This is a genomic window from Rhodococcus huquni, assembly GCF_055231055.1.
Map to the genome: position 1 here is coordinate 74,367 of NZ_JBUYWE010000002.1, position 19,402 is coordinate 93,768.

At 65.0% G+C, this 19,402-nt stretch carries 14 protein-coding genes; 2 read left to right on the forward strand and 12 right to left on the reverse strand.

What is annotated here, in order from left to right:
- The first annotated feature begins 18 nt into the window (after nucleotides 1-18).
- Nucleotides 19-1,146 carry an isochorismate synthase gene (locus ACZI8R_RS03975; protein ID WP_463378282.1) on the forward strand — a complete coding sequence of 376 codons (1,128 nt, stop codon included), beginning with the start codon at nucleotides 19-21 and terminating at the stop codon, nucleotides 1,144-1,146.
- Here ACZI8R_RS03975 and ACZI8R_RS03980 read toward each other — a convergent pair.
- Together ACZI8R_RS03980 and ACZI8R_RS03985 are read right to left on the reverse strand one after the other, a co-directional pair.
- Nucleotides 1,126-1,773: an isochorismatase family protein gene (locus ACZI8R_RS03980; protein WP_463378283.1), complete on the reverse strand. Its 648-nt coding sequence runs from the start codon at nucleotides 1,771-1,773 to the stop codon at nucleotides 1,126-1,128. The genes ACZI8R_RS03975 and ACZI8R_RS03980 overlap by 21 nt on opposite strands.
- Nucleotides 1,774-1,813: 40 nt before the next feature.
- Nucleotides 1,814-2,602 (reverse strand): SDR family oxidoreductase, encoded by a 789-nt coding sequence (locus tag ACZI8R_RS03985; protein ID WP_463378284.1) that lies wholly within the window; start codon nucleotides 2,600-2,602, stop codon nucleotides 1,814-1,816.
- 73 nt (nucleotides 2,603-2,675) lie between these two features.
- On the opposite strand from ACZI8R_RS03985, the gene ACZI8R_RS03990 reads away from it, so the two are divergent.
- The gene (locus ACZI8R_RS03990; RefSeq protein ID WP_463378285.1) at nucleotides 2,676-4,304 is read left to right on the forward strand and encodes a (2,3-dihydroxybenzoyl)adenylate synthase; all 1,629 of its coding nucleotides are present in this window, start codon (nucleotides 2,676-2,678) and stop codon (nucleotides 4,302-4,304) included.
- On the opposite strand, the gene ACZI8R_RS03995 is transcribed toward ACZI8R_RS03990, so the two are convergent.
- From ACZI8R_RS03995 to ACZI8R_RS04040, 10 genes are all read right to left on the reverse strand, one after another.
- The gene (locus ACZI8R_RS03995) at nucleotides 4,301-4,939 is read right to left on the reverse strand and encodes a YdcF family protein (protein WP_463378286.1); all 639 of its coding nucleotides are present in this window, start codon (nucleotides 4,937-4,939) and stop codon (nucleotides 4,301-4,303) included. The genes ACZI8R_RS03990 and ACZI8R_RS03995 overlap by 4 nt on opposite strands.
- A gap of 167 nt (nucleotides 4,940-5,106) precedes the next feature.
- A complete protein-coding gene (locus tag ACZI8R_RS04000) occupies nucleotides 5,107-7,182 on the reverse strand; it encodes a CocE/NonD family hydrolase (RefSeq protein ID WP_463378287.1) in 2,076 nt (691 codons plus the stop codon).
- Nucleotides 7,183-7,247: 65 nt separating this feature from the next.
- The gene (locus tag ACZI8R_RS04005; RefSeq protein WP_463378288.1) at nucleotides 7,248-8,066 is read right to left on the reverse strand and encodes a hypothetical protein; all 819 of its coding nucleotides are present in this window, start codon (nucleotides 8,064-8,066) and stop codon (nucleotides 7,248-7,250) included.
- A complete protein-coding gene (locus ACZI8R_RS04010) occupies nucleotides 8,063-8,695 on the reverse strand; it encodes a hypothetical protein (RefSeq protein WP_463378289.1) in 633 nt (210 codons plus the stop codon). Before ACZI8R_RS04010 ends, ACZI8R_RS04005 begins: the two co-directional genes overlap by 4 nt.
- Nucleotides 8,682-11,378, reverse strand: a complete 2,697-nt coding sequence (locus ACZI8R_RS04015) for a phosphoenolpyruvate synthase (protein ID WP_463378290.1) — start codon at nucleotides 11,376-11,378, stop codon at nucleotides 8,682-8,684. The genes ACZI8R_RS04010 and ACZI8R_RS04015 overlap by 14 nt, the downstream gene beginning before the upstream one ends.
- Complete coding sequence (locus ACZI8R_RS04020) at nucleotides 11,378-13,867, reverse strand: ABC transporter permease (protein WP_463378291.1); 2,490 nt, start codon at nucleotides 13,865-13,867, stop codon at nucleotides 11,378-11,380. The genes ACZI8R_RS04015 and ACZI8R_RS04020 overlap by 1 nt, the downstream gene beginning before the upstream one ends.
- Entirely contained in the window at nucleotides 13,864-14,556 is a 693-nt protein-coding gene (locus ACZI8R_RS04025) for an ABC transporter ATP-binding protein (RefSeq protein ID WP_463378292.1), read from the reverse strand. Before ACZI8R_RS04025 ends, ACZI8R_RS04020 begins: the two co-directional genes overlap by 4 nt.
- On the reverse strand, nucleotides 14,544-15,644 hold the full coding sequence (locus ACZI8R_RS04030) for an SDR family oxidoreductase (RefSeq protein ID WP_463378293.1): 1,101 nt from the start codon (nucleotides 15,642-15,644) through the stop codon (nucleotides 14,544-14,546). Before ACZI8R_RS04030 ends, ACZI8R_RS04025 begins: the two co-directional genes overlap by 13 nt.
- Nucleotides 15,641-15,901, reverse strand: coding sequence for an acyl carrier protein (locus ACZI8R_RS04035; RefSeq protein WP_463378294.1), 261 nt, complete (start codon nucleotides 15,899-15,901; stop codon nucleotides 15,641-15,643). Before ACZI8R_RS04035 ends, ACZI8R_RS04030 begins: the two co-directional genes overlap by 4 nt.
- Entirely contained in the window at nucleotides 15,901-19,398 is a 3,498-nt protein-coding gene (locus ACZI8R_RS04040) for a DUF6001 family protein (protein WP_463378295.1), read from the reverse strand. Before ACZI8R_RS04040 ends, ACZI8R_RS04035 begins: the two co-directional genes overlap by 1 nt.
- Nucleotides 19,399-19,402 lie beyond the last annotated feature (4 nt).

Here is a 19,402-nt window from a genome sequence, read left to right on the forward strand (position 1 = left end):
TCAGGCTAGCCTAACCATATGAGTTCTTCGGTTGTCGGTTCCGGTCATCCTCGTTTCGTGCTCGCGCGCCCCCAATCCGTCATCGAATCCTTCGGTGTCCGCAGCACTTTCGGTGATGCGCGCGTTGCCGCGGATGCGCTTCGTCGAGGTGAGATCTCCGCAATCGTCGGCGCGCTCGCCTTCGATCCGGCTCGGCCGTGCGCACTGACGGAACCGGACGAACTGCGCAGAACCACCCCGCCGTGGATACGCTTCGAACACGAAAAACCTGAAAATTCACCCACTCGCACCACGGCTTCCGCCGCAGTCTTCGAACCCGACGACGCAGCTCACGCAGATCGCGTCAGGGACGTCCTCGGAGTGATAGACAGCGGACAGCTGGACAAGATCGTCCTGTCGAGAAGGGCGGTGGTCACCGCCACCGCACCCTTCGATCCCTATGCGATCCTCGGTCGCCTCGTCGAGGCCGACGCGAACGGGAACGGATACTTGGCAGAGCTCGATGACGGCAGCGTCCTCGTGGGCTCGAGTCCGGAGGTCCTCATTCGCCGCAGTGGCACCACCGTGACGTGTCACCCTTTGGCCGGTTCGGCGCGTCGCGATCCCGATCCGGTGCGCGACGCCGAGGTGGGACGGGGACTCCTCGCATCCGCGAAAGACCTGCGCGAACACGCATTCGTGGTCGATGTCCTTCGCGACGCCCTCGCACCGCTGTGCTCCGAACTCGACATCCCAGCGAACCCTGCGCTCACCAGCACTCCTCAGTTGTGGCACCTCGGCACTCCGATCAGCGGCACCGTCAACGATCCGAGCATCACCGCACTGGACCTTGCGCTCGCAGTGCATCCGACCCCGGCGGTGAACGGGGCACCCACACCCGCCTCTCTCGAGCTTCTCCGTCGGATCGAACCCGACAGAGGCTTCTACGCGGGCGCTGTCGGCTGGTGTGATTCCGAGGGTGACGGTGAATGGATGGTCGCGATTCGTTGCGCGCGAATCAGTTCCGACCGGCTCGCAGCTACGGCATACGCCGGTGGCGGAATCGTCGCCGGCTCCGAACCGGACCGCGAGGTGTCGGAGACTCTCACCAAGTTCCGTACGGTCCTCGCCGCCCTCGGGTCCGATTCAGCCGACCTCGAGTGGTGACAGCGCACCCACCAGAGCATCCGTGGTGGTGACCACACCGCACCGCTTCGCCGTGTAGGTCAACGCCATCAGATGCTCGTCACGACTGAAGTCGGCGGTGGCGTCGGCCACCATGAACGGCTGGACGTCCTCCATGAAGGCATCGGCCGCACTGAGCATGCACCCCATGTGCGCGTACACGCCGGTCACTATCAGCTGGTCACGCCCGTGGTGAGCGAGCAGTTGACGAAGATCCGTGCGCTGAAATGCCGAGTAGCGCCACTTGGTGACCTCGATGTCCCCCGCCTGCGGCCTCAGTGCATCGACGACGTCCGTATCGCGCCCCCAGGTCAGACCCGGGCCCCAGAAGTCGCCGAGAATTCCGCGGCGCGACGGGTGCTGATCTCCCGGTTGCATCGTGTAGATCACCGGAATACCGGCGGCCGCGCAGGCATCACGAAGCCGAATCATGTTGGCCAGTGCGGAAGAAATCGGCTCGGAGCCTGTTTCGAATGCGTCGATGAAGTAGTTCTGCATGTCGTGAACGAGTAGCGCGGCTCGGCCGTGCTCGAGCCGCCACGGCACCTTCGCGTCCGGCACCTCGTCGATCGTCGGTGGCACGTAGGGCGAGATGTGCGGAATAGCCATGAAAGTCCTTTGTTCTGCCGTGGTTACAGTTCTATGGTGTTTACGGTCGCGCTCGAGCGTCGAGGGTGGCGCCGCCGTCCACCCGGAGATCGTGCAGTGTGATGTGACGTGCGGCTTCGGATGCGAGAAAGAGAGCGCTGGCCGCGATATCGGTGGCCTCCGCGATCCTTCCCAGAGGAATACCCAGCCGGTACTGGCCCGGGTCGCCGGCGATCACTCGCTCCGATTCGTCCTCGGTCGACCACATCCCCCGAAGCATGTCCGTGTCCGTCGAGCCCGGCGAGATGACGTTGCAGCGAATTCCGTTGCCCGCCAATTCGAGTCCCAGAGAACGCACGAATGCGGTCGCCGCAGCTTTGGACGCGCTGTACGCGGCCATGCCTGCGCGCGGAGTTGCGCCGGCGTTGGAGCTGACAACCGTGATGGATGCCGGACCGGTCATCACACGCGCAGCGGCGCGGGTGACATTCATGGTTCCGGTGGCATTGACGTGCATCATTCCGAACCAGTCGGCGTCGGTGAGGGTGCTGACCGGACCGGTCGACAGCACACCGGCCGCATGAATCAGCGAACTCGGTGGGCCCAACTGCTCGACCACGTTCACGAATGCAGAATCGACATCGCTCGAATCTGCGACATCGACGGTCGACGCCGGAACACCCAACGTCGCACCGAGTTTCAGCACCGATTCGTCACGGTCCATCAGCCATATCCTGGCGCCCGCATCCATGAAGGCGCGGGCCGTTGCCGAACCGATTCCACCGCTCGCGCCGGTGATCACCGCGACCTTGCCTGCCACTCCGGGCACAGTCGATCCACTCCCAACCATTCGGTTAGGCTAACCTTCTAGGTGAATCCTTGCAATCGGTAATTACCTGCTCCCGAACGGAGGCAACGCAACGGTGAACAACGAAGCCGATTTCACACCGTGGCCGGACGAGCTGTCGAGAAGCTACACAGAACAAGGCATTTGGGCAGGCAGAACGTTCGGCGAGGTCCTACGCGACGTCACCACGTCCACACCCGATTCCGTTGCCGTCGTCGATGCCGTGCAAACCTGGACATATCGGGAACTCGACGCCCGCGTCGACGCTCTTGCCACCGGCTTTCTCCAACGCGGCATCGCCCGAGGGGACAGGGTCCTCCTTCAACTGCCCAACATCGCCGAGTTCGTCGAGATCACGTTCGCGCTGTTCCGTGCGGGTGCGGTGCCGGTGTTTGCATTGCCCGCGCATCGCAGCATGGAATTGACGGCAATTGCAGCGGCGAGCGGCGCCATCGCGATGATCGTCACCGATCAGCATCTCGACCTCGCCCTGCAGACCCGCGAAGTCACACCCGACCTGAACATGGTGATTGTCGTCGGCGAAGAGCGGGCGGACAGCGAGAACGTGGACGCTCTGGATGACCTCCGCCTGCAAGACGCTCGGCTCCAGGAAGGGCCCAACTCTTCCGACGTGGCATTTCTTCAACTTTCGGGCGGAAGCACCGGGATCCCCAAACTCATTCCGCGCACCCACGACGACTACCTGTACAGCGTGGTGCGCAGCGCCGAGATCTGCGAGCTGATGTCGGACTCCGTCTACATGGCAACTCTCCCCGTGGCGCACAACTTTCCGATGAGTTCGCCCGGCATTCTCGGCGCGATCACGGTCGGCGGCACTGTCGCATTGGCGGCGGCACCGTCACCCGATGTCGCCTTTCCCATGATCGAGCGGGCCGGCGTCACCATCACGGGATTGGTCCCGCCGCTCGCCCGGTTGTGGACCGAGACCCGCGAGCGCGGCAACGACGTGGATCTGAGCAGTCTGAAGACTCTGCAGGTGGGCGGGGCCCGGTGCCCCGACGAACTGGCACGGCGTATCGATGCCGCCTTCGACGGAGCCTTGCAGCAGGTGTTCGGAATGGCTGAGGGTCTGGTCTGCTACACACGGCTCGACGACCCACGCGATCAGGTGACGACCACACAGGGCCGGCCGATGTCCCCACACGACCGGGTCAGGCTCGTCGACGAGAACGACACCGATGTTGCCGCAGGTGAGGTCGGCGCTCTCATCACCCAGGGGCCGTACACCATTCGCGGCTACTACCGGAACGCGGAAGCGAACGCCCGCTCGTTCACCGCGGACGGGTGGTACCGGACAGGCGACATGGCCCGACTGGACGAGTCGGGGAATGTGATCGTGACGGGACGCGCTGCCGACCACGTGAACCGCGGCGGCGAGAAGGTGTCGGCCGAGGAGTTGGAAGAGCACCTTCTCGCGCACCCGCAGATACGCGATGCGGTGGTCGCGGCCGTCCCGGACAAGTATCTCGGGCAGCGCACCTGCGCGTTCGTGATACCCGTGGACTCGGACGAACCCCCGAAGCAGGGCGCGGTGCGAAAGTTCGTACGAGAGCGGGGTCTTGCCGAATGGAAGATCCCGGACCTCGTCCGTGTGATCGATGCGTTCCCCGCGACCGTGGTCGGGAAGACCAGCCGAAAGGATCTTCGGATCGCCCTCACCGCAGTCGGTGGAGACTCACACTAGGCGGCGATCACACCAGCGACCGGAATCCGGCCCGCGACCGCGACTCGGAAGTCGTTCATCGCACGCTCGACGTGATTGGAACTAGAGACCACCACCGCGCCGGTGGCGCCGCGCGAGGCCAGGATTCCGTTGGTGTTGCGCGCGTTCTCGATGGTGGAGCGGGAAGCACCCTCTTCGGTGATTCTTCCTCCCCACACGCCGTTCGCCACGAGCCAGTCGCGCATGGCGCGGGCCTCGGTGATGCCGGCCTGGGGAACACCGCCTGTGGTGATGATGGGGGTGAACGGGTACTGCTGCGCGAGTTTGAGTGCGACCTGCAGACGTTCGTGGAGGACGGGCGGCATGGAACCGTCACGGTTGAGGCCCGCGCCCAGGACGACGATATTGGTACCCAGTGGGTTCAGATCCAGCATGATGGGCGATTGCGGCGTGAGCGTCTCGGCGGCCGTGCAGCGGACGATGATGTCCCTGATGTTCGTCTGGCATCCACCGATAGTGGACAGAACTCCGTTGATAACTGTGGTCGGGGTGATATCGGCCTGAGCTACCGGCGCGCTTGTCACAGCAACACCTGCAGTGACCAACGACGCGGTCACCATTCCCCATCCGGACAGACGCTTCTTGGTTGGCACCATTGCGGGTTCCCCCCTCGTGTCGGTTACGTCACAAGGTAGACCAGGTTGTCGGCCTCCTCGTCACGAATCAGGTAATTTCATCCGATTCACATATCGGATTCATTACCCGAATCCGCACCGACACTACCCACGAAAGTCCCGACGGGCCCGTTCAGAAGAGACCTGGTTCAGGCCACCGGCTTGTCACTGGGAAGACTGATCCAGCTCGGTGCTGCGGGATCCAGCAGGATGTGCTGGGGTGCCAACTGCGTGTCGTGCGAGACCGGCCCGAGAGTGACGGCGCGAGATGCATTGAAGGCGTAGACACTCACCCGCAACCGATGACCGGGCTGCAGAACTGCATCGGTGGCGAGGGCGCCGACGTCGAGCGCTACCGGCTGACCGGGTGTGACCTTCTCTCGCGTGTCGACGTCGAGTAGGTAGTACGGGTCGACCAGATCGCCGTTCGGTGCGTAGCCGGAACGCTCGGGATCGAGTTGGTTCCGCAGTGACGCGGTCAGCGAACCCGTGCTGATCACCGACGATGTCCCGTCCGGTGCAACATCGTTGACCACGACGCTGTAGAAGCCGTCCGGCTTGTCGAACATCGAATTCAGATGAACGTTGATCGGCCCGTTGATCGAGACAGGCTCGTTCACGGCCGGCGAGGTGAAGGTCAGCGCGTTCGACTCGGCCACGCGATTGTCGGCGGCGCAGATGTCGAAGGGCACGAGAAGACCGGTGCTGTCGCGAACCGTGTCGTTCGAGCACAAGGTGCTGATGCCCGGAGCCACCGTCCACTTCGCCGACTCGGTCGGTGTCTCTCCCGACAATGATCCGTCGGCGATTGCGTGGCCGGCGGTGCCGCTCGTCCTCGGGTCGAGGTACAGGCGGCGGTGTTCCTGGTCGTCACGCGGGATCGTGGGTGATTGCTGCCAGCCGCCGCCGAGGGCATGGCTCGTCACCGGGGAGTACCGGTCGATTCCGTTGTCGATGCCCTTGAGCCACTTGTCGAACCATGCTCGCTGGAGGACGTCCATACGAGGTGGCTGACCGGGTCCGCCCATGTCCGCGCCGGGCGTCACGTGGTAGCCGTCGCCCATGACGAGCTTCTTCTCGTCCGACCCGAGTCCGCTGAGCTGATCGAGCTGACGCCACTCCGCGTTGGTGAAAATGTCGTGCCATCCACCGACCGCAAAGGTCGGTGCGGTGATCGCGGCAGTATCGGTCCGGAAATCGGCACGCAACTTCGACGAGGCAGTGACCAATTCCTGAGCCTTCGGCGTCGCCGCCTTCGGATCGGTGACCGTGAGCGCGTCGTATATCTCCTGGAACATCACCGCCGGATTCTGGAGGCGAGAACTGAGCCACGCCGGATCGATCTCGCCGCGCAGCAGATCGCTACCCTCCGGAATCATCTTGGCGCTGTTCACCAAGGTCAGCCACGCCGTCAGGAACCCGACGCCGAGCCCACCTCCCGGCGCGACGATGTCCGGGATGAAGTCGGTCATCGGCTCGACCGCGAACAGCGCGTCGAGTCCCTCCGGGGTGCGCGATGCGGCCTGGAGCTGATTGATCGCCGAGTAAGAGACGCCCGACATGCCGAGGCGGCCGTTCGACCACGGCTGCGTGCGCGCCCAATCGAGCACCTCGATGGTGTCTTCCTGCTCACGTTCTGCGAGGGTCTGCCACACGCCTTGAGAGCTACCCGTACCTCGAACGTCGACGACCACCTGCGTGTAGCCGCTCTGGACCAGCTCACGATCGACCGAGAAGGTGTCGACCATGCCGCCGTTCAGTACGTCCCTCAGCTGATTGGCGCCCGAGATCGGCGTGCCCGCGAAGTTGAGCGAGTTCACGAAATCGAGGACGACGGGGGTCAGCGCGGGAATGTTGAATGCCGCGTCCGCGATGGCCGTGATGAGCTTGTTGTACGGCGTGACGTTGACGATCACGGGATTCTTGTCGGCAGTCGCCGCCCCGTTCGCATCGGCGGGCCGGTACACGTCCGCTCGCAGAACCACCCCGTCCGACATCGGCAACTCGATACCGCGTGTCACGGCGATGCCCGGGTACTGCCCAGGGCTCTCGTGCAGCTGCGTCCATTCCGGCGGGCTCATGCCCACCTGACCCGGCTGGGCGGACGTCGGCGCGGCGGTCCCCACGGCCATCACTGCAACTACGAGCGAACAGGCCGAAGCCGTTCCGAGTCGGCGCGAAATGTTGGATACGACACGTTTCGTACCGACTGTTGCATAAGCCATAGCGGAGGATTGTACATATTCCTACTACCGAGTAGCAATAGGGGGTCCGTCGGAGCGGAAGCGCCCTACGGTGCGAGAACCAACTCGAGACAAGCATCGAGAACCCGCTCGGGCTCGTTGCCGTCCACCCGGATGAACCGCACGTTCGAGTCTGCTCGTTGCAGGAGGGGGCCGACTTGGCGATAGTTCTCTCGCAGCAACGACAGGCTTTCCAGATTCTCGTGGGTTTCTCGGGCACCACCGCGCTCCGCGCACCGCCGTGCCGCCTCGACCGGTGGAGTATCGAGCCAGATCACCACGTCCGGCATGGTCGTTCGATACGCGTCTCCGAAGATGCGCACTGCTTCGGCCGGGCCATTGTCGAAGGTCGCCACGATGTGGTCCAGCACGGTCGTCAGATCTGCGCCGGCCCCGACTCGCGCGTGCTCCAATGCCTGCCAGCGCTGCCCGGACCGCCTGGCACCCGGCAAGCGTCGATCGACCGCATCCCACAGTTGCTCCAGATCGGCGCCGCCGCGACGCGGCCCCTTTGCCAGCCGGGCGTAGAGAGGTCCGTACACGAACGTTTCGATCAGCGGATGGCGTTCGCACACCAGCACGTCCGGCTGATAGCTGTCGACGAAGAAGCGCTCAACTGGCCCGTACAGCGTCATGCGCAGATACAGGGTGGCCGCTTTGATCGTCGCGTCGCCGGCACGATCCGCTTCCTCACCGAGCGCCTTGAGCTGCCTGGACAGATCGTGCATCGGCCCGTCCTGGCTGTCGTGGAAATCCGGACAGCTGATGGAGACGATCCGGTCGTCCGCAGTGCGTTCACGAATCTGCGCGATCAGCGACGACTTCCCGCAGCCGTCGATGCCGACGACTGCCACACGGCGGGTCACCGGGACGTCTTCTCACGTACGGCGGCCAGCATCGCTGCCGTGAGCGCTTCTGGATCGTCGGTGCCGTCCAGCGTTGTCCAGCCGAGTTCGGTGCACAGCTGACGCAAGACCTTCTGGCTGCATTTCTGGAACTCGACGAAGGCCGCGGCGTCCCCGTACCCGCTCTCGTAGTCGCTGCGCTGATCCTTACGCGACAGAGCCGTCTCCGCCGAGATGTCGAGGAAAAACGTCTGTGCCGGCACCGGAAAGCCTGCGGTCCAGGCCCGCAGAACCGTGGGATCACCGCCATGGGCCACCTCGGTCGCGAAGTACTTGTACCAATGCGCATTCAGCAGGAGGACATCCGGCGACTGCTCTGTTGCCCGGTCCAACGCCACGTGCAGCGCATGGAACAGGAAGTGCGCCCGCGAACGGGAGCTGAGTATTCGCAAGTACTCGAATACCTCTTCACGCTCGCCGAACGGGAGCCGGCTCGCCACATAGGGGTCGGTGAAAGCGTCCCAGATACTCACCTCGGCGACTCGGAGACCGTCCGCAGCCAAGGCCGCAGCAAGAGCGGCCACCTGAGTGCTCTTTCCCGAGGCGTCGCCGCCCGACACACAGATGAGCAACGGTTCAGTCGAGGTCATCGAGTCGCTCCACTCGCCCTGTTGCGCCATCGAGACGAACACGCTCGCCATCTCTGATGAAGGACATGAGACCGGGCACACCCACCACGGCGGGAATGCCGAGTTCCCGAGCCAGCACAGCCGAATGGGACAAGGTGCTGCCACGCTCGATGAGCAAGCCCTTGACGCTGGGGAACAGCGGCCCCCAACCAGGATCGGTGCGCATCGTCGTCATGATCTTCCCTCGCACGTCGAGGTCGTCGTTCGGACTGAGAACCACCTGGACCTGCCCTTCGACGATCCCCGGCCAGCAGCCGGTACCGTGCACCACCCGGTTGTCTCCGCCCTCACCGGTGGCGGGTTCGATTGCCGAATGCGAGAAGCCGTAAGGCGGGCCGGTGGTCTCGAACTGGTTGGGCGGTTCCGTTTCCTCGTACGTGGCGAACTCGGCGATCCGGGCACGGGCGACCGCAGCAAGATCGGCAGTCATCGAACGCCCCTCGGCGAACGCCGTGATCTCCTCCATCGTCAGGTAGAACACGTGACGCGGATCGTCCAACTGTCCTGCTGCGCTGAGCAGTTCGCCGACACGGCAATACACGGCCCGGCCCACGCCGACGATCCGAGTTCGAGTCAACCGCATGCGTTCCCGATCACGGACGCCGATGCGCGCCTTACGGACCACTCGAGAAATCCGTTCACGCCGCCGGCGGGGAAGCGCGCCGAGAACGTCACGCTCGAACGTCGCCTGCCGCTCGTCGTGGGCCTTCTCGAACGATTGCGCGTCGATGGTCTCGTCGCGGACGTAGTTGCGCAGAATCGTGGCCACGAACGACGGATCCTGCCGCAGCGACACGGTCTCGAGCTTCTGCTCACCCATGCAGCGGTCGCCGTAGAGCTCGATGTAGTGGTCCAACTCGTCTGCGACTTCGGCGGATCCGGCCCGTACCGCGTCGTATCCCGTGCGCGTATCCCCGGCGTAGAGCGCCTCGGTCAACGCCTCGTCCTTACGGATGTGAGCCGCCAGGCGCATCAGGATGATGGTGGGCTGCAAGGATTCGACGGCTTCTTCGGACGCCAGCAGCCCAGCGACGATCTCCTCGGACGCAACGCCGTCCTGCGCCAGCAGACGCCGTGCGCGGCCGGCCTGATTGCTCAGGTAGAGGTCGTTGAGGATCTGCACCGACCAACGGTCGAACAGGTTCAGGATGCGTTCGGAGAGATCGAGAAGCTGCTCGAGGTCCTGTGCGTCGGCGATGTCACGGCCGATCCGATCGACTTCGCCTCCGACCTCACGCTGGAACCGATCGACCAGCTTCCCGCGGTTGGCCATGCGCCAGCCGAGCACGACGAACACGGGCGCCAGCTGAGGAACGGTGGTGATGCGTTCGCGGGTCGTTGCGTGAATCCCCTCGATGAAGTCGACCGGATTCTCGACACCGATCATCCGCTCGACGTCGTCCTTGTTCCGGTCGAAGAAGGGGGCCAACCGCAGCACGCGGTACCAGTTGTTGATGTTGTAGTAGACGCGCCCCGACACCAGACCGATCATGTTGCGCAGCACCTTGTCGTTGGCCGCCACCACATCGCTGCGGACACCGATCAAGTGCAGGGTTTCCCGGAAGATCACCTCGTAGACCTTCGCCGCCCAGGAGAACGTCAGCGGCAGAGTCACGCCGTTGAACGACTCCTGAATATTGCTGTTGTCCCACACGGTTCGCCAGTCGCCGATTGCCTGGCTCGTAGGCGCGGTGGCGCGTGCGGTGATCGGACGGGTCTGCAGCACGACGAGCTGCCCGGCACGAAAGGTCCACTCGATGTCCTGCGGTCCGCCCAGGGCCGAAGCAATCCGCACACCCTCGCGCACGAGCGCCCTGACCTGTTCGGGTTCGAGGCATCGCACGGTACGCCGGCTCGGGTCGATGTCTCGCTGCTCGACACCGCCGTCGTCGATACGGACGAACTCGATGTCCTTGTCCGCCAACCGCGCCGACAGTTCGGTGCCGTCGTGAGCGACGGTGAACTCGTCCACCGCACACGCACCGTTGACCACACCCTCACCGAGACCCCAACACGCGCTGACGAGTGCCCGAGTGGTCGATCCGGACACCGGATCTGCGGTGAACAGCACGCCTGACACGTCGCCATCGATCATGTCCTGAACGATGACGGCAACCTCCGGTATCGCCGTCGGCTCCGCATTTTCCGAGCGGTAGTGCAGCGCACGCGGGCTGAACGCCGATGCCCAACAACGCTTGATCGCGTCGAGCACCTGCTCGGAGTTCGTGAGATACAGATACGACTCGTAGATCCCCGCGTAGGACCGGTCGGCACCGTCCTCCCCAACGGCCGAGCTGCGTACGGCGACAGGCCCTCGCTGGGCCAGCGCGGCAAGAACATCGGCCGCGAGCACGTCGTCGACGGGCGCGGCGACGATCGCATCCCGCAACGTCTCGGCGATGCGCTCACGGTCCGCCGGCTCCGCGGCGGACATCAACTGCTGATGCAGCTCACCCACATCGCCGCGGGTCACATGAGCGGTGAAACAGTCGACACCGATGACCTGCCAGGCGGGCACGTGCGCATCGACCGCGGCGAGTTTCGCCAGTCCGGCGGCTTTGCCACCGGCCCACCGGCCGTCATCGGCGGTCACCTGGTTGCCTGCGCGCAGTACGGACGTGCGCTCGGCCTGGACGTTCTGCATTATTCGACCCTCATAGCGTTGATGATGTTCGTACGGGAGACCTTCCACGCCGGTGGCAGCGCTCCCAGAAGGCACAAGAAGAGCGCACCTACCGCCATCGCGAACGACAGCGGTACCAATTCGAAGGCGACGTCGACGTTCCACGCCCGCGAGGACGCGAGATCGGCCACCACCTGCTGCACGAGTCCGAAGATCAGCCCGAGCACGCCGCCGACGATGGCGATTCCGGTCGACTCTGCGAACACCATCGCCACGGTGAACTTTCGGCTCGAGCCGATTGCACGCAGTACGCCAAGTTCGCGGCGACGCTCGAGCACCGACAACAGCAGTGTGTTGAGCAGAGCCACCGCGGCGATGATCGTGACGATGATCCAGATGAGATGGTTGAGGCTGGTCGCCTGGTTCAGCGCGTCGCCGAACCCTTGGACAGCTTCGTCGCCGGTGTAGGCGAGAACACCGGGCGGCAGAATTTCGCGGACCGCACGGAGCACCTCGTCAGGGTTGGAGCCGGGTGCACCCTGAACTTGGAGGGTCGACGGCTCGGCACTGTCGAACCACTGCTGCATCTGCTCGAGATCCATGGCCAGTGCACCGTTGAGCGCGGAGAAGAACGGCACTGCCGCAAGGACAGTCGTTCGCTGCGTTCCGGTGGCAGTCGGCACCGTCAGCTCGTCCCCGGCCGACACCGACAACGACTCCGCCAGGTCCTCGGACAGTACGACGCCTTCGCCTGCCAGCACCCGCTGCCGCACGTCGTCCCCGGCCGCGGCGACCAACGGGTTTGCTGCGTTCGGCCCGATACCGAAGGCCAGTGCGCGTTGGTCACCGAGCGCGAGATATCCGGTCTTGCCCTCTTCGACGTCCGGGGTCCCCGGTATCGACCGCACCTGATCGGCGAGGTCGGTAGGCAAGGTCGGCCCCGTTGCGAACTCTCCTGCGGGGGTGGTCGACACCCACACGTCTGCGGTGCCGAGCGCTTCGAACGAATCCTTCGTCGAATCCACGGCGTTCGCGTTTCCGGCGCTGATCGCGAATGTCGCCGCCACGGCCACCGACACCGTCATCAGGATCGCCCACGATCTTTTCGGGGCGCGGCCGATCGTCTCGCCGGCGACAGTGCCGGCACTACCGAACAGAGCAGCGGTGCGTGCGGCGGCTCGTACGAGGAGCGCGCCGAACGCGAATCCGAGCAGGATCTCTGCGGCGAACATGGTGGTGATACCCGAGTTCGCAAGGATTCCCGGCTGGGTCGTCGCATTGACGAAGGCCACCACCGCCAGCACGACTCCCGCGACCGCAGCGGCCACCCGCCATTTGGTCCGGATCACGTCGACGCTCGCCACACCGACGGGGGCGAGCGCCTCCACCGGCGAAACGCGATACACCTGGCGTGCCGCGAGGCCTGCGGCGCTCACACATGCCACGACGGCCACCACGATCGCGAGCGGAATTGCCCACCAGGGCAAGGTGAACTCGACCTCTGCGGTCACCGATTGCAGGAACAGACCGGGCAGCTGTCCGATCGCGGCACGACCGATGAACACGCCGAACACCGAGCCGATCGCCGCGCCGATCAGCGCGAGGACGGTGGTTTCGAGCAGGAGATCGCCGACGATCGAGCGGCGGCTGCCGCCGAGCGCGCGGAGCATCGAAATCCGGGGTCGCCGGCCGGCGATCGCCATGCTCATCGATGTGTAGATGAGGAAGGTTGCCACCAGGAACGCCATCGCGGCGGCCGAGATGGCGGTGAACTGAATGAGAACGACACCGTTGCTGGCCTTGGTGCGCTCCGACATGGGCTCGCCCACCAGTGCGCGACCCTCCACTGCGCGCGCGACGCTGTCCTCGAGCGCGGTCGTGTCGACATCCGGGTTCGCGACGACGAGGACCGAGTTCAGCTTGCCGTCGTTTCCCGCTACCTTCTGTGCGAGTGCGAGTGGCGCGAAAACGTAGTCGCCACCGTTGAATCGTTGCGCGTCCGGACCGTCCAGCACACCGGCAACCGTGACCTCCTGACTCTGCAGTCGGAGCCGGTCACCTTCCTGATAGCCGGCGCCCGGGCCCGCCAACACCCCGTTCTCGACGCTCAGCAGTTGCGCCGTGTGGCTCTGCACCTGGTCCTGGATCGGGCTGCGCAGTGCGGCGGCATTCGCATCCGTGCCGAGCAGCAGCAGGGGCCCCGAGGGTGTGGTCACCGTCGTCTGTACCAACGGAACTGCCTGCTGCACCCCGTCGACGCCGGCCACATCCGAGTACACGCCCGCGTCGAAGCCGTTGCCCGAAGACGCCGAGACCTCCAGTGCCGCCTCGCCGGTCACCCCCTCTGCCACGGTGTCGATGGAACTGTTGATCGATCCGATGATCGACAGCACCGCGACCAGCAGTGCGGTCGACACCGCAACGACCGCCGAGGCGGCCAGCGCGCGCCCCCGATGTTCGGACAGTTCGCGGGCGCTGAACACCCAGAGTCTGTCGAGAGCCGATCTCACTGGCCACCGCTGGGTTCGTCGCTACGTACAGCGCCGTCTCGAAGAGTGATGATGCGGTCGGTCGCTGCCGCCGCATCCATGTTGTGAGTCACGGTGATCACCACGCGCTCACGTTCGGTGTCGTGTGCAATTCCGGCCAGTAGGTCCATGAGCTGCGCACCGGATTTGGTGTCGAGATTTCCGCTCGGCTCGTCCGCGAGGATCACCGGCGGGTCCATCATCAGTGCCCTGGCGACGGCCACACGCTGCATCTGGCCACCGGACATCTCCGACGGGCGGTGCTCCGCACGGTCGGCCAGGTCCACCAGTGCCAGCAGTTCCATTGCCCGGGGCTTCGCCTTCCGCAACGTGTTGCCGCCGAGCAACGAGGGAAGAGCAACATTCTCCCAGGCACTCATCGCAGGAAGAAGATTGAAGAACTGGAACACGAAACCGATGGTGTTACGGCGGAACTCGGACAGAGCATTGTCGTCCAGAGTGCCGACGCTGCGACCGGCGAACGCCACCTCACCGGAGTCGGGCGTATCGAGCGTGCCGAGGATATGGAGCAACGTGCTCTTGCCCGCGCCCGACGGTCCGACGATGGAACTGAACGTCCCCTTGGCGAATGACAGACTCACCGAATCGAGAGCCTGAACCTGCTGTCCACCTATGGCGTAACGCTTGGAGATCTCGGTCAGTTCGAGCATTTCACGACCTCTTCGATCGATACGAGCGGCGTGCCCAGGTACCCGGTCTCGAGGCAGTAGTCGAGCAGTTCCCGGAGGTAGTCCTTCCCGGTTTCGGGCGGCGTGCCGACCAGCTCTCTGGCATTGACGGTGGAGAACGTTCGTTTTCCGTCGAAGTAGCTGGCGTACTGTGCGCCGATCCGGCGATAGTATTCCTGCTCGATGACGTCCAGGTCGTCCACGGAGAACGATGTGCCCGGCACGAACCTGGCAACTTCGAAGGACGGGTACTCGGCGAAGATCTCCGACATGTCGCGCAGCGACAGTGGGGTATCGCCGACCGCATGGATCGTCTTTCCTTCTGCGCTCTCGAAATTCGTCACCGCGGCCACCACGGCGTCCGCAACGTAGTCGACGGGAGCCAGCGAGAGCGTGGCGTCGTAGCGTCCGGGCAGGGTGCACAACTTGCCCTCGACGATGAGCTTGACCACCGTGTAGAGGTTCTTGTAGTCACGGATCGCCCCGGTCTCTGCGCAACCGGTGACGATTCCGGGACGCACGATGGCCCAACGCAACCCGGACGTGCTCCGGACATTCTGCTCTGCGGTGTACTTGCTCTTCTCGTATCCGTTGCCGAACGAGTACTCGTCGCTGAGATCGTTCTCGTCGATGGTCCCCTCACGACGACCGCACACGTACGCCGTGCTCACGTAGACGAGCGGCACATCCCAGGCACGTGCGAGGGCCGCCGCATGCTCGGTGCCGCCGACGTTGAGCTCCGCATAGTCACGCTCCGGTGCCGCGAAGTCGGTCGTCGCGGCGCAGTGCACGATCCGACCGACCTGTTCGCCGAGGGCTGCGACGGCGGCCTCGTCCAAACCGAAATCAGCGCTTCGGACGTCTCCCTGGACGTAGCTCGCACCGGCAGTATTCGACCCGCCCACTCCGAACGGCTCCATCTCGGTTCGATCGCCGTTGCTGTCCACCACATGCGGCTTGCGATGGGTCAGCGCCACCACGTCGACCCCACGACCCCGAAGTCGCGCAACGACTTCCGAGCCTACGAGGCCGCTGGCGCCCGTGACGAGAACGGTGTTGCGCACGGTCATTCGCCAGTCTCCGAACCGGACTGGCTCTCGACCAGCCAGATCACGTCCGAAACCTTGAGGACGTCGACGAGCTGTTCCGGATTCTGTCGCGGCAAGGCGAACACGCGCTCCAATGCCACGGTGAGTTCCATCAATCGAATGGAGTCGAACCCAAGGTCCTCGATCAATCGTTGCTCGTCGCTCACCTCGGCAGGCGCATCGGGCGCCATGCGGGCGATCAGTGAACGGGTGCGGTCTGCGAGGTTCTCCTCGGTCATCACTTCTTCTTTCCGTTGGCGTTGTCGCGCTGGTGTGGTTGAGCCCCGCCGGAGGACAACAGGTCCTGTACCTCGTCGATGGGGAGGTCGGCGTCGAGGTACGCGGCGAGCCGCAACCAGTCGTAGGCGATCTCGAGGGTTCGGCGCCACTGTTCGTGTGAATCGAACGACGCCGGGAACTGCAGCTTCGCCATGGCGCGAACCGAATCGACGAAGGTGTCGAGTACAGCCAGTCCGGCGTCTGCGCCCGTACCGTTCGGGCCTGCGAAGGTGACCAGCTGCGCCTCGCGCAGCTCGAGGAGCAGCGCTTGCCGTCGTTCGGTAGCGGCCGGAATCAGACGCTCGAGTGTCGACACTGCAGCCACATCCGGCGGCAGCGGGCTGCATCCGAGCACCGACAACAGCAACCGCACTGCGCCTTTGAGTATTCTGTCGGCGGCCACATCGGCTACTCGCCCCTGATTCTGGGCGAGCGCGCCCACCAGATCCTCGCGGGCGTTCTCGACGATCACGTTGGACCAGACCAGCACGGTCGCACATTCGGTGAATCTGCGTGCAGGCATCGGCACGAGAGTTGCCGGGGCGCCTTCCAGGCAGGTTGCGCCATCCAATCCCAGTACCGGCACGACACTCGACGGGGTGGGCGTGTACGGGCTGTGCGGCTTGACCATCGCGACGGCGGGACGCAGAGCCGGCCCGCGTCGGCCACCCCATCGCGGCGTGACGAATCCGAGCCGGACGAACTCGGCCAGCTCGCCGTGCAGTGGTTCCGACCACTGTGCGGTGATGCTCTGCAGGGAGTGCCCGAACACCACGGAGCGCCACGCCACTGCCGCTCGGTCCGACAGCACGAAGACATCCGAGTCCCCGCGCACCACGTGGATTCGGCCGTCGATCGGCCACGACGTGACGCCCTTTACGCGTGCGAGCACCACCATGGCGGCGTCGTCGGGAACGTGCACACCCATCTTCGCTGCGAACTCGAGGGCCCCCGCGAGCGTTTCGTCGCCGCGAAGGAGCGCGCGTGTCAGCGCGAAGTAGGTGTCGGTGACCTCGACGTCACCGATCCGCTCGAGCTGCGGGCCGACCCACTTGGTCTCGAGGTATGTTTCGCCTCGTTCCGCTGCCCAGCCCTTGACTGCGTGCAACAGACCGTCGCGCGCCCAGTCCAATGCTTCTGCGTGCGTCTCGAGCGCATTGTGCGCGACCGCCTGGCGTAGCGACTGCTCGCTGCGCGAGATCCACCACCGAGCGAGTACCCGACCGAGATCGGGAGCCGGCAACAGCTCGCGCAGGCCATCGAGGTCGGCACTGCCGGTTTGTACCACGGCGGCGCGGGAGAACCGCTGACACCGATTCAGCAGATCCTGGTTGAGTTCGAGCAGAGCCGCCTCGTTCACGTCCTCGGCCGACAGCGCCTTCTTGGCGTATTCGAGCTGCGCACGCACCTGGGCCTCGGAACGTGTCCGGACCTCGACGCGACGTCCGCCGATGAAGAGGACGGTCGGCATCTCCGGTGTGTCTTCGTCGCCCGGCGAAATGACGAGGAAGTCGATATCGGACCCCTCGTTGCCGAATCCCTCCGCGATCGACCCCTCGAGCAGGATCGTCGCATCGTCGCGCACGTCGACGGCTTCGAGCGCCCGATCGAGCAGTTCGGCTATCTCGGTGTCGGTGAGCAGCGACATCGACGGCCGACGTTCTTCGAACGTTCGCTCCGGGCGGGGTGCGACGGGCGTTGCCGCGTCGTGCACGGTGACGTCCCCGAGCTCGCCATCGCAGAACAGCTCCCACATCAGACGGCGACGCGGCTTGCCACTCGAGGTGCGGCGAACCAGACCACGACCGCCCGTGACGACCGTGAGTTTGTGCGCGGCACCGAGATCTGCTCGCAGTACCTTGCGCGCAGCGTCGATCCACGGGCCCGGTGCGTGCTCGACGAACAGCACTATTCCTTGCGCCGCACCGGATTCCTGCATCGCGACGGCTGCAAACTTGTGCTTGGGCAGCCCGGTCTCGTGTGCGACCCGGCCGTCCACGTCCTCCATGAAGACCGACTTTCCGCGCACCTTGATGCTCGATCCCATTCGGCCGAGCACGTACAGCACTCCGGCGTGCAGGAAGCCGGCGTCTCCCGAGAAGAGTTCCCCGCCCGAGAAGCGGGTGCCGCCGGTGTCCGCGGACGAACCGTCCTCGTCGTGGTAGCCGGTGGCCACGGATTCACCCGAGACGACGACCTCGCCGAGAACGCCCTCGGCAACGGAGTTTCCGTCGCCGTCGACTATCCGTACCGACGAGGCGTCGGTCGAGCTGCCCAGACCCACGATCCAGCCGCCGCCGGCCAACTCCTGGCCGCGATACGGCGTCTCCGCAAGGATCGACACGGTGGCACCGAAACGCAGCGCCGCGCTGTCGAGCTGCACTGCTACCGGCGTGCTTCCCACGGGGGCGATCGTGGCCATCAGCGTGGACTCGGCCAATCCGTAGGCGGGCCGAACGCTCAGGGGGTCGTAGCCCGTTCCTTCGAGCAGGGTCGTGAATGCCTGCACGTGGCCGGTGTCGATCGGCTCGGCGCCGACGACGAGCGAACGGAATCCCGACAGGTCCAGGTCGGCAACTTCGTCGTTCGAGATACGCCGGGCCGCGTAACCCAACCCGAACGACGGTGAGACGGAATGCTGCGCCGTCGCCATGGCACGCATCCAGCGCAACGGATCACGAATGAACTGGTCGGGGCGCATCAGGTAGAGATCGCCCTGGTTGGCCACGGTCATGAGCAGCCCGCCGATCAGCCCCATGTCGTGATACAGAGGCAGCCACGACGCCGTGGCGTCGTCGGTCCGCCACCCAATGGAATCGGTGATGTATTTCGTGTTCGCGGCGAGGTTGCGCCAGCTGATTCGCACCCCCTTCGGCGTTCCGGAGGACCCGGACGTGAACTGCACCATCGCAATATCGGACGCCGAGACGGCGGGGCGCTGCACCGGGGCGGGCCCGGCGACCCCGGGGGACGCCTCATCCACGCGATCGATCGCGACGGGCGAACCCGACATTCCGGCGCGCTCCATCACTCGCGCCACCAACGGCTCGAGACCGCCGGTCGTGACCACCAAACGTGGCGTGGCTCTGGTCAGAATTGCGGCGAGGTGGTCCTCGTACTCTTCTCCGCCGCCGAAGACAGGCGGCGGAACCAGAGTGACACTTGCACCTGTCGACCACACCGCGAACATCCCGGCAATACAGGGAAAGTCGGTGGGCAACACGACACAGGCACCGTCGCCCGGGGTGAGCCCCGCAGCGGTGAGTCGCCGAGCGATGTCGCGAGCATCCGCCGCCAAGTCGGGGTACGACCTGAGGGTCCAGCCGTCCGCTTCGTCGGCCAGACGGACACCCTTGTGGGGATTCGGCTGCGTCAACCAGCCACAGATCGACCGATAGGCCGTGCTGTCCTCTTCCGTCTCGACATCGAGTTCGATATCCGAATCACTGAGTGGCAACGCG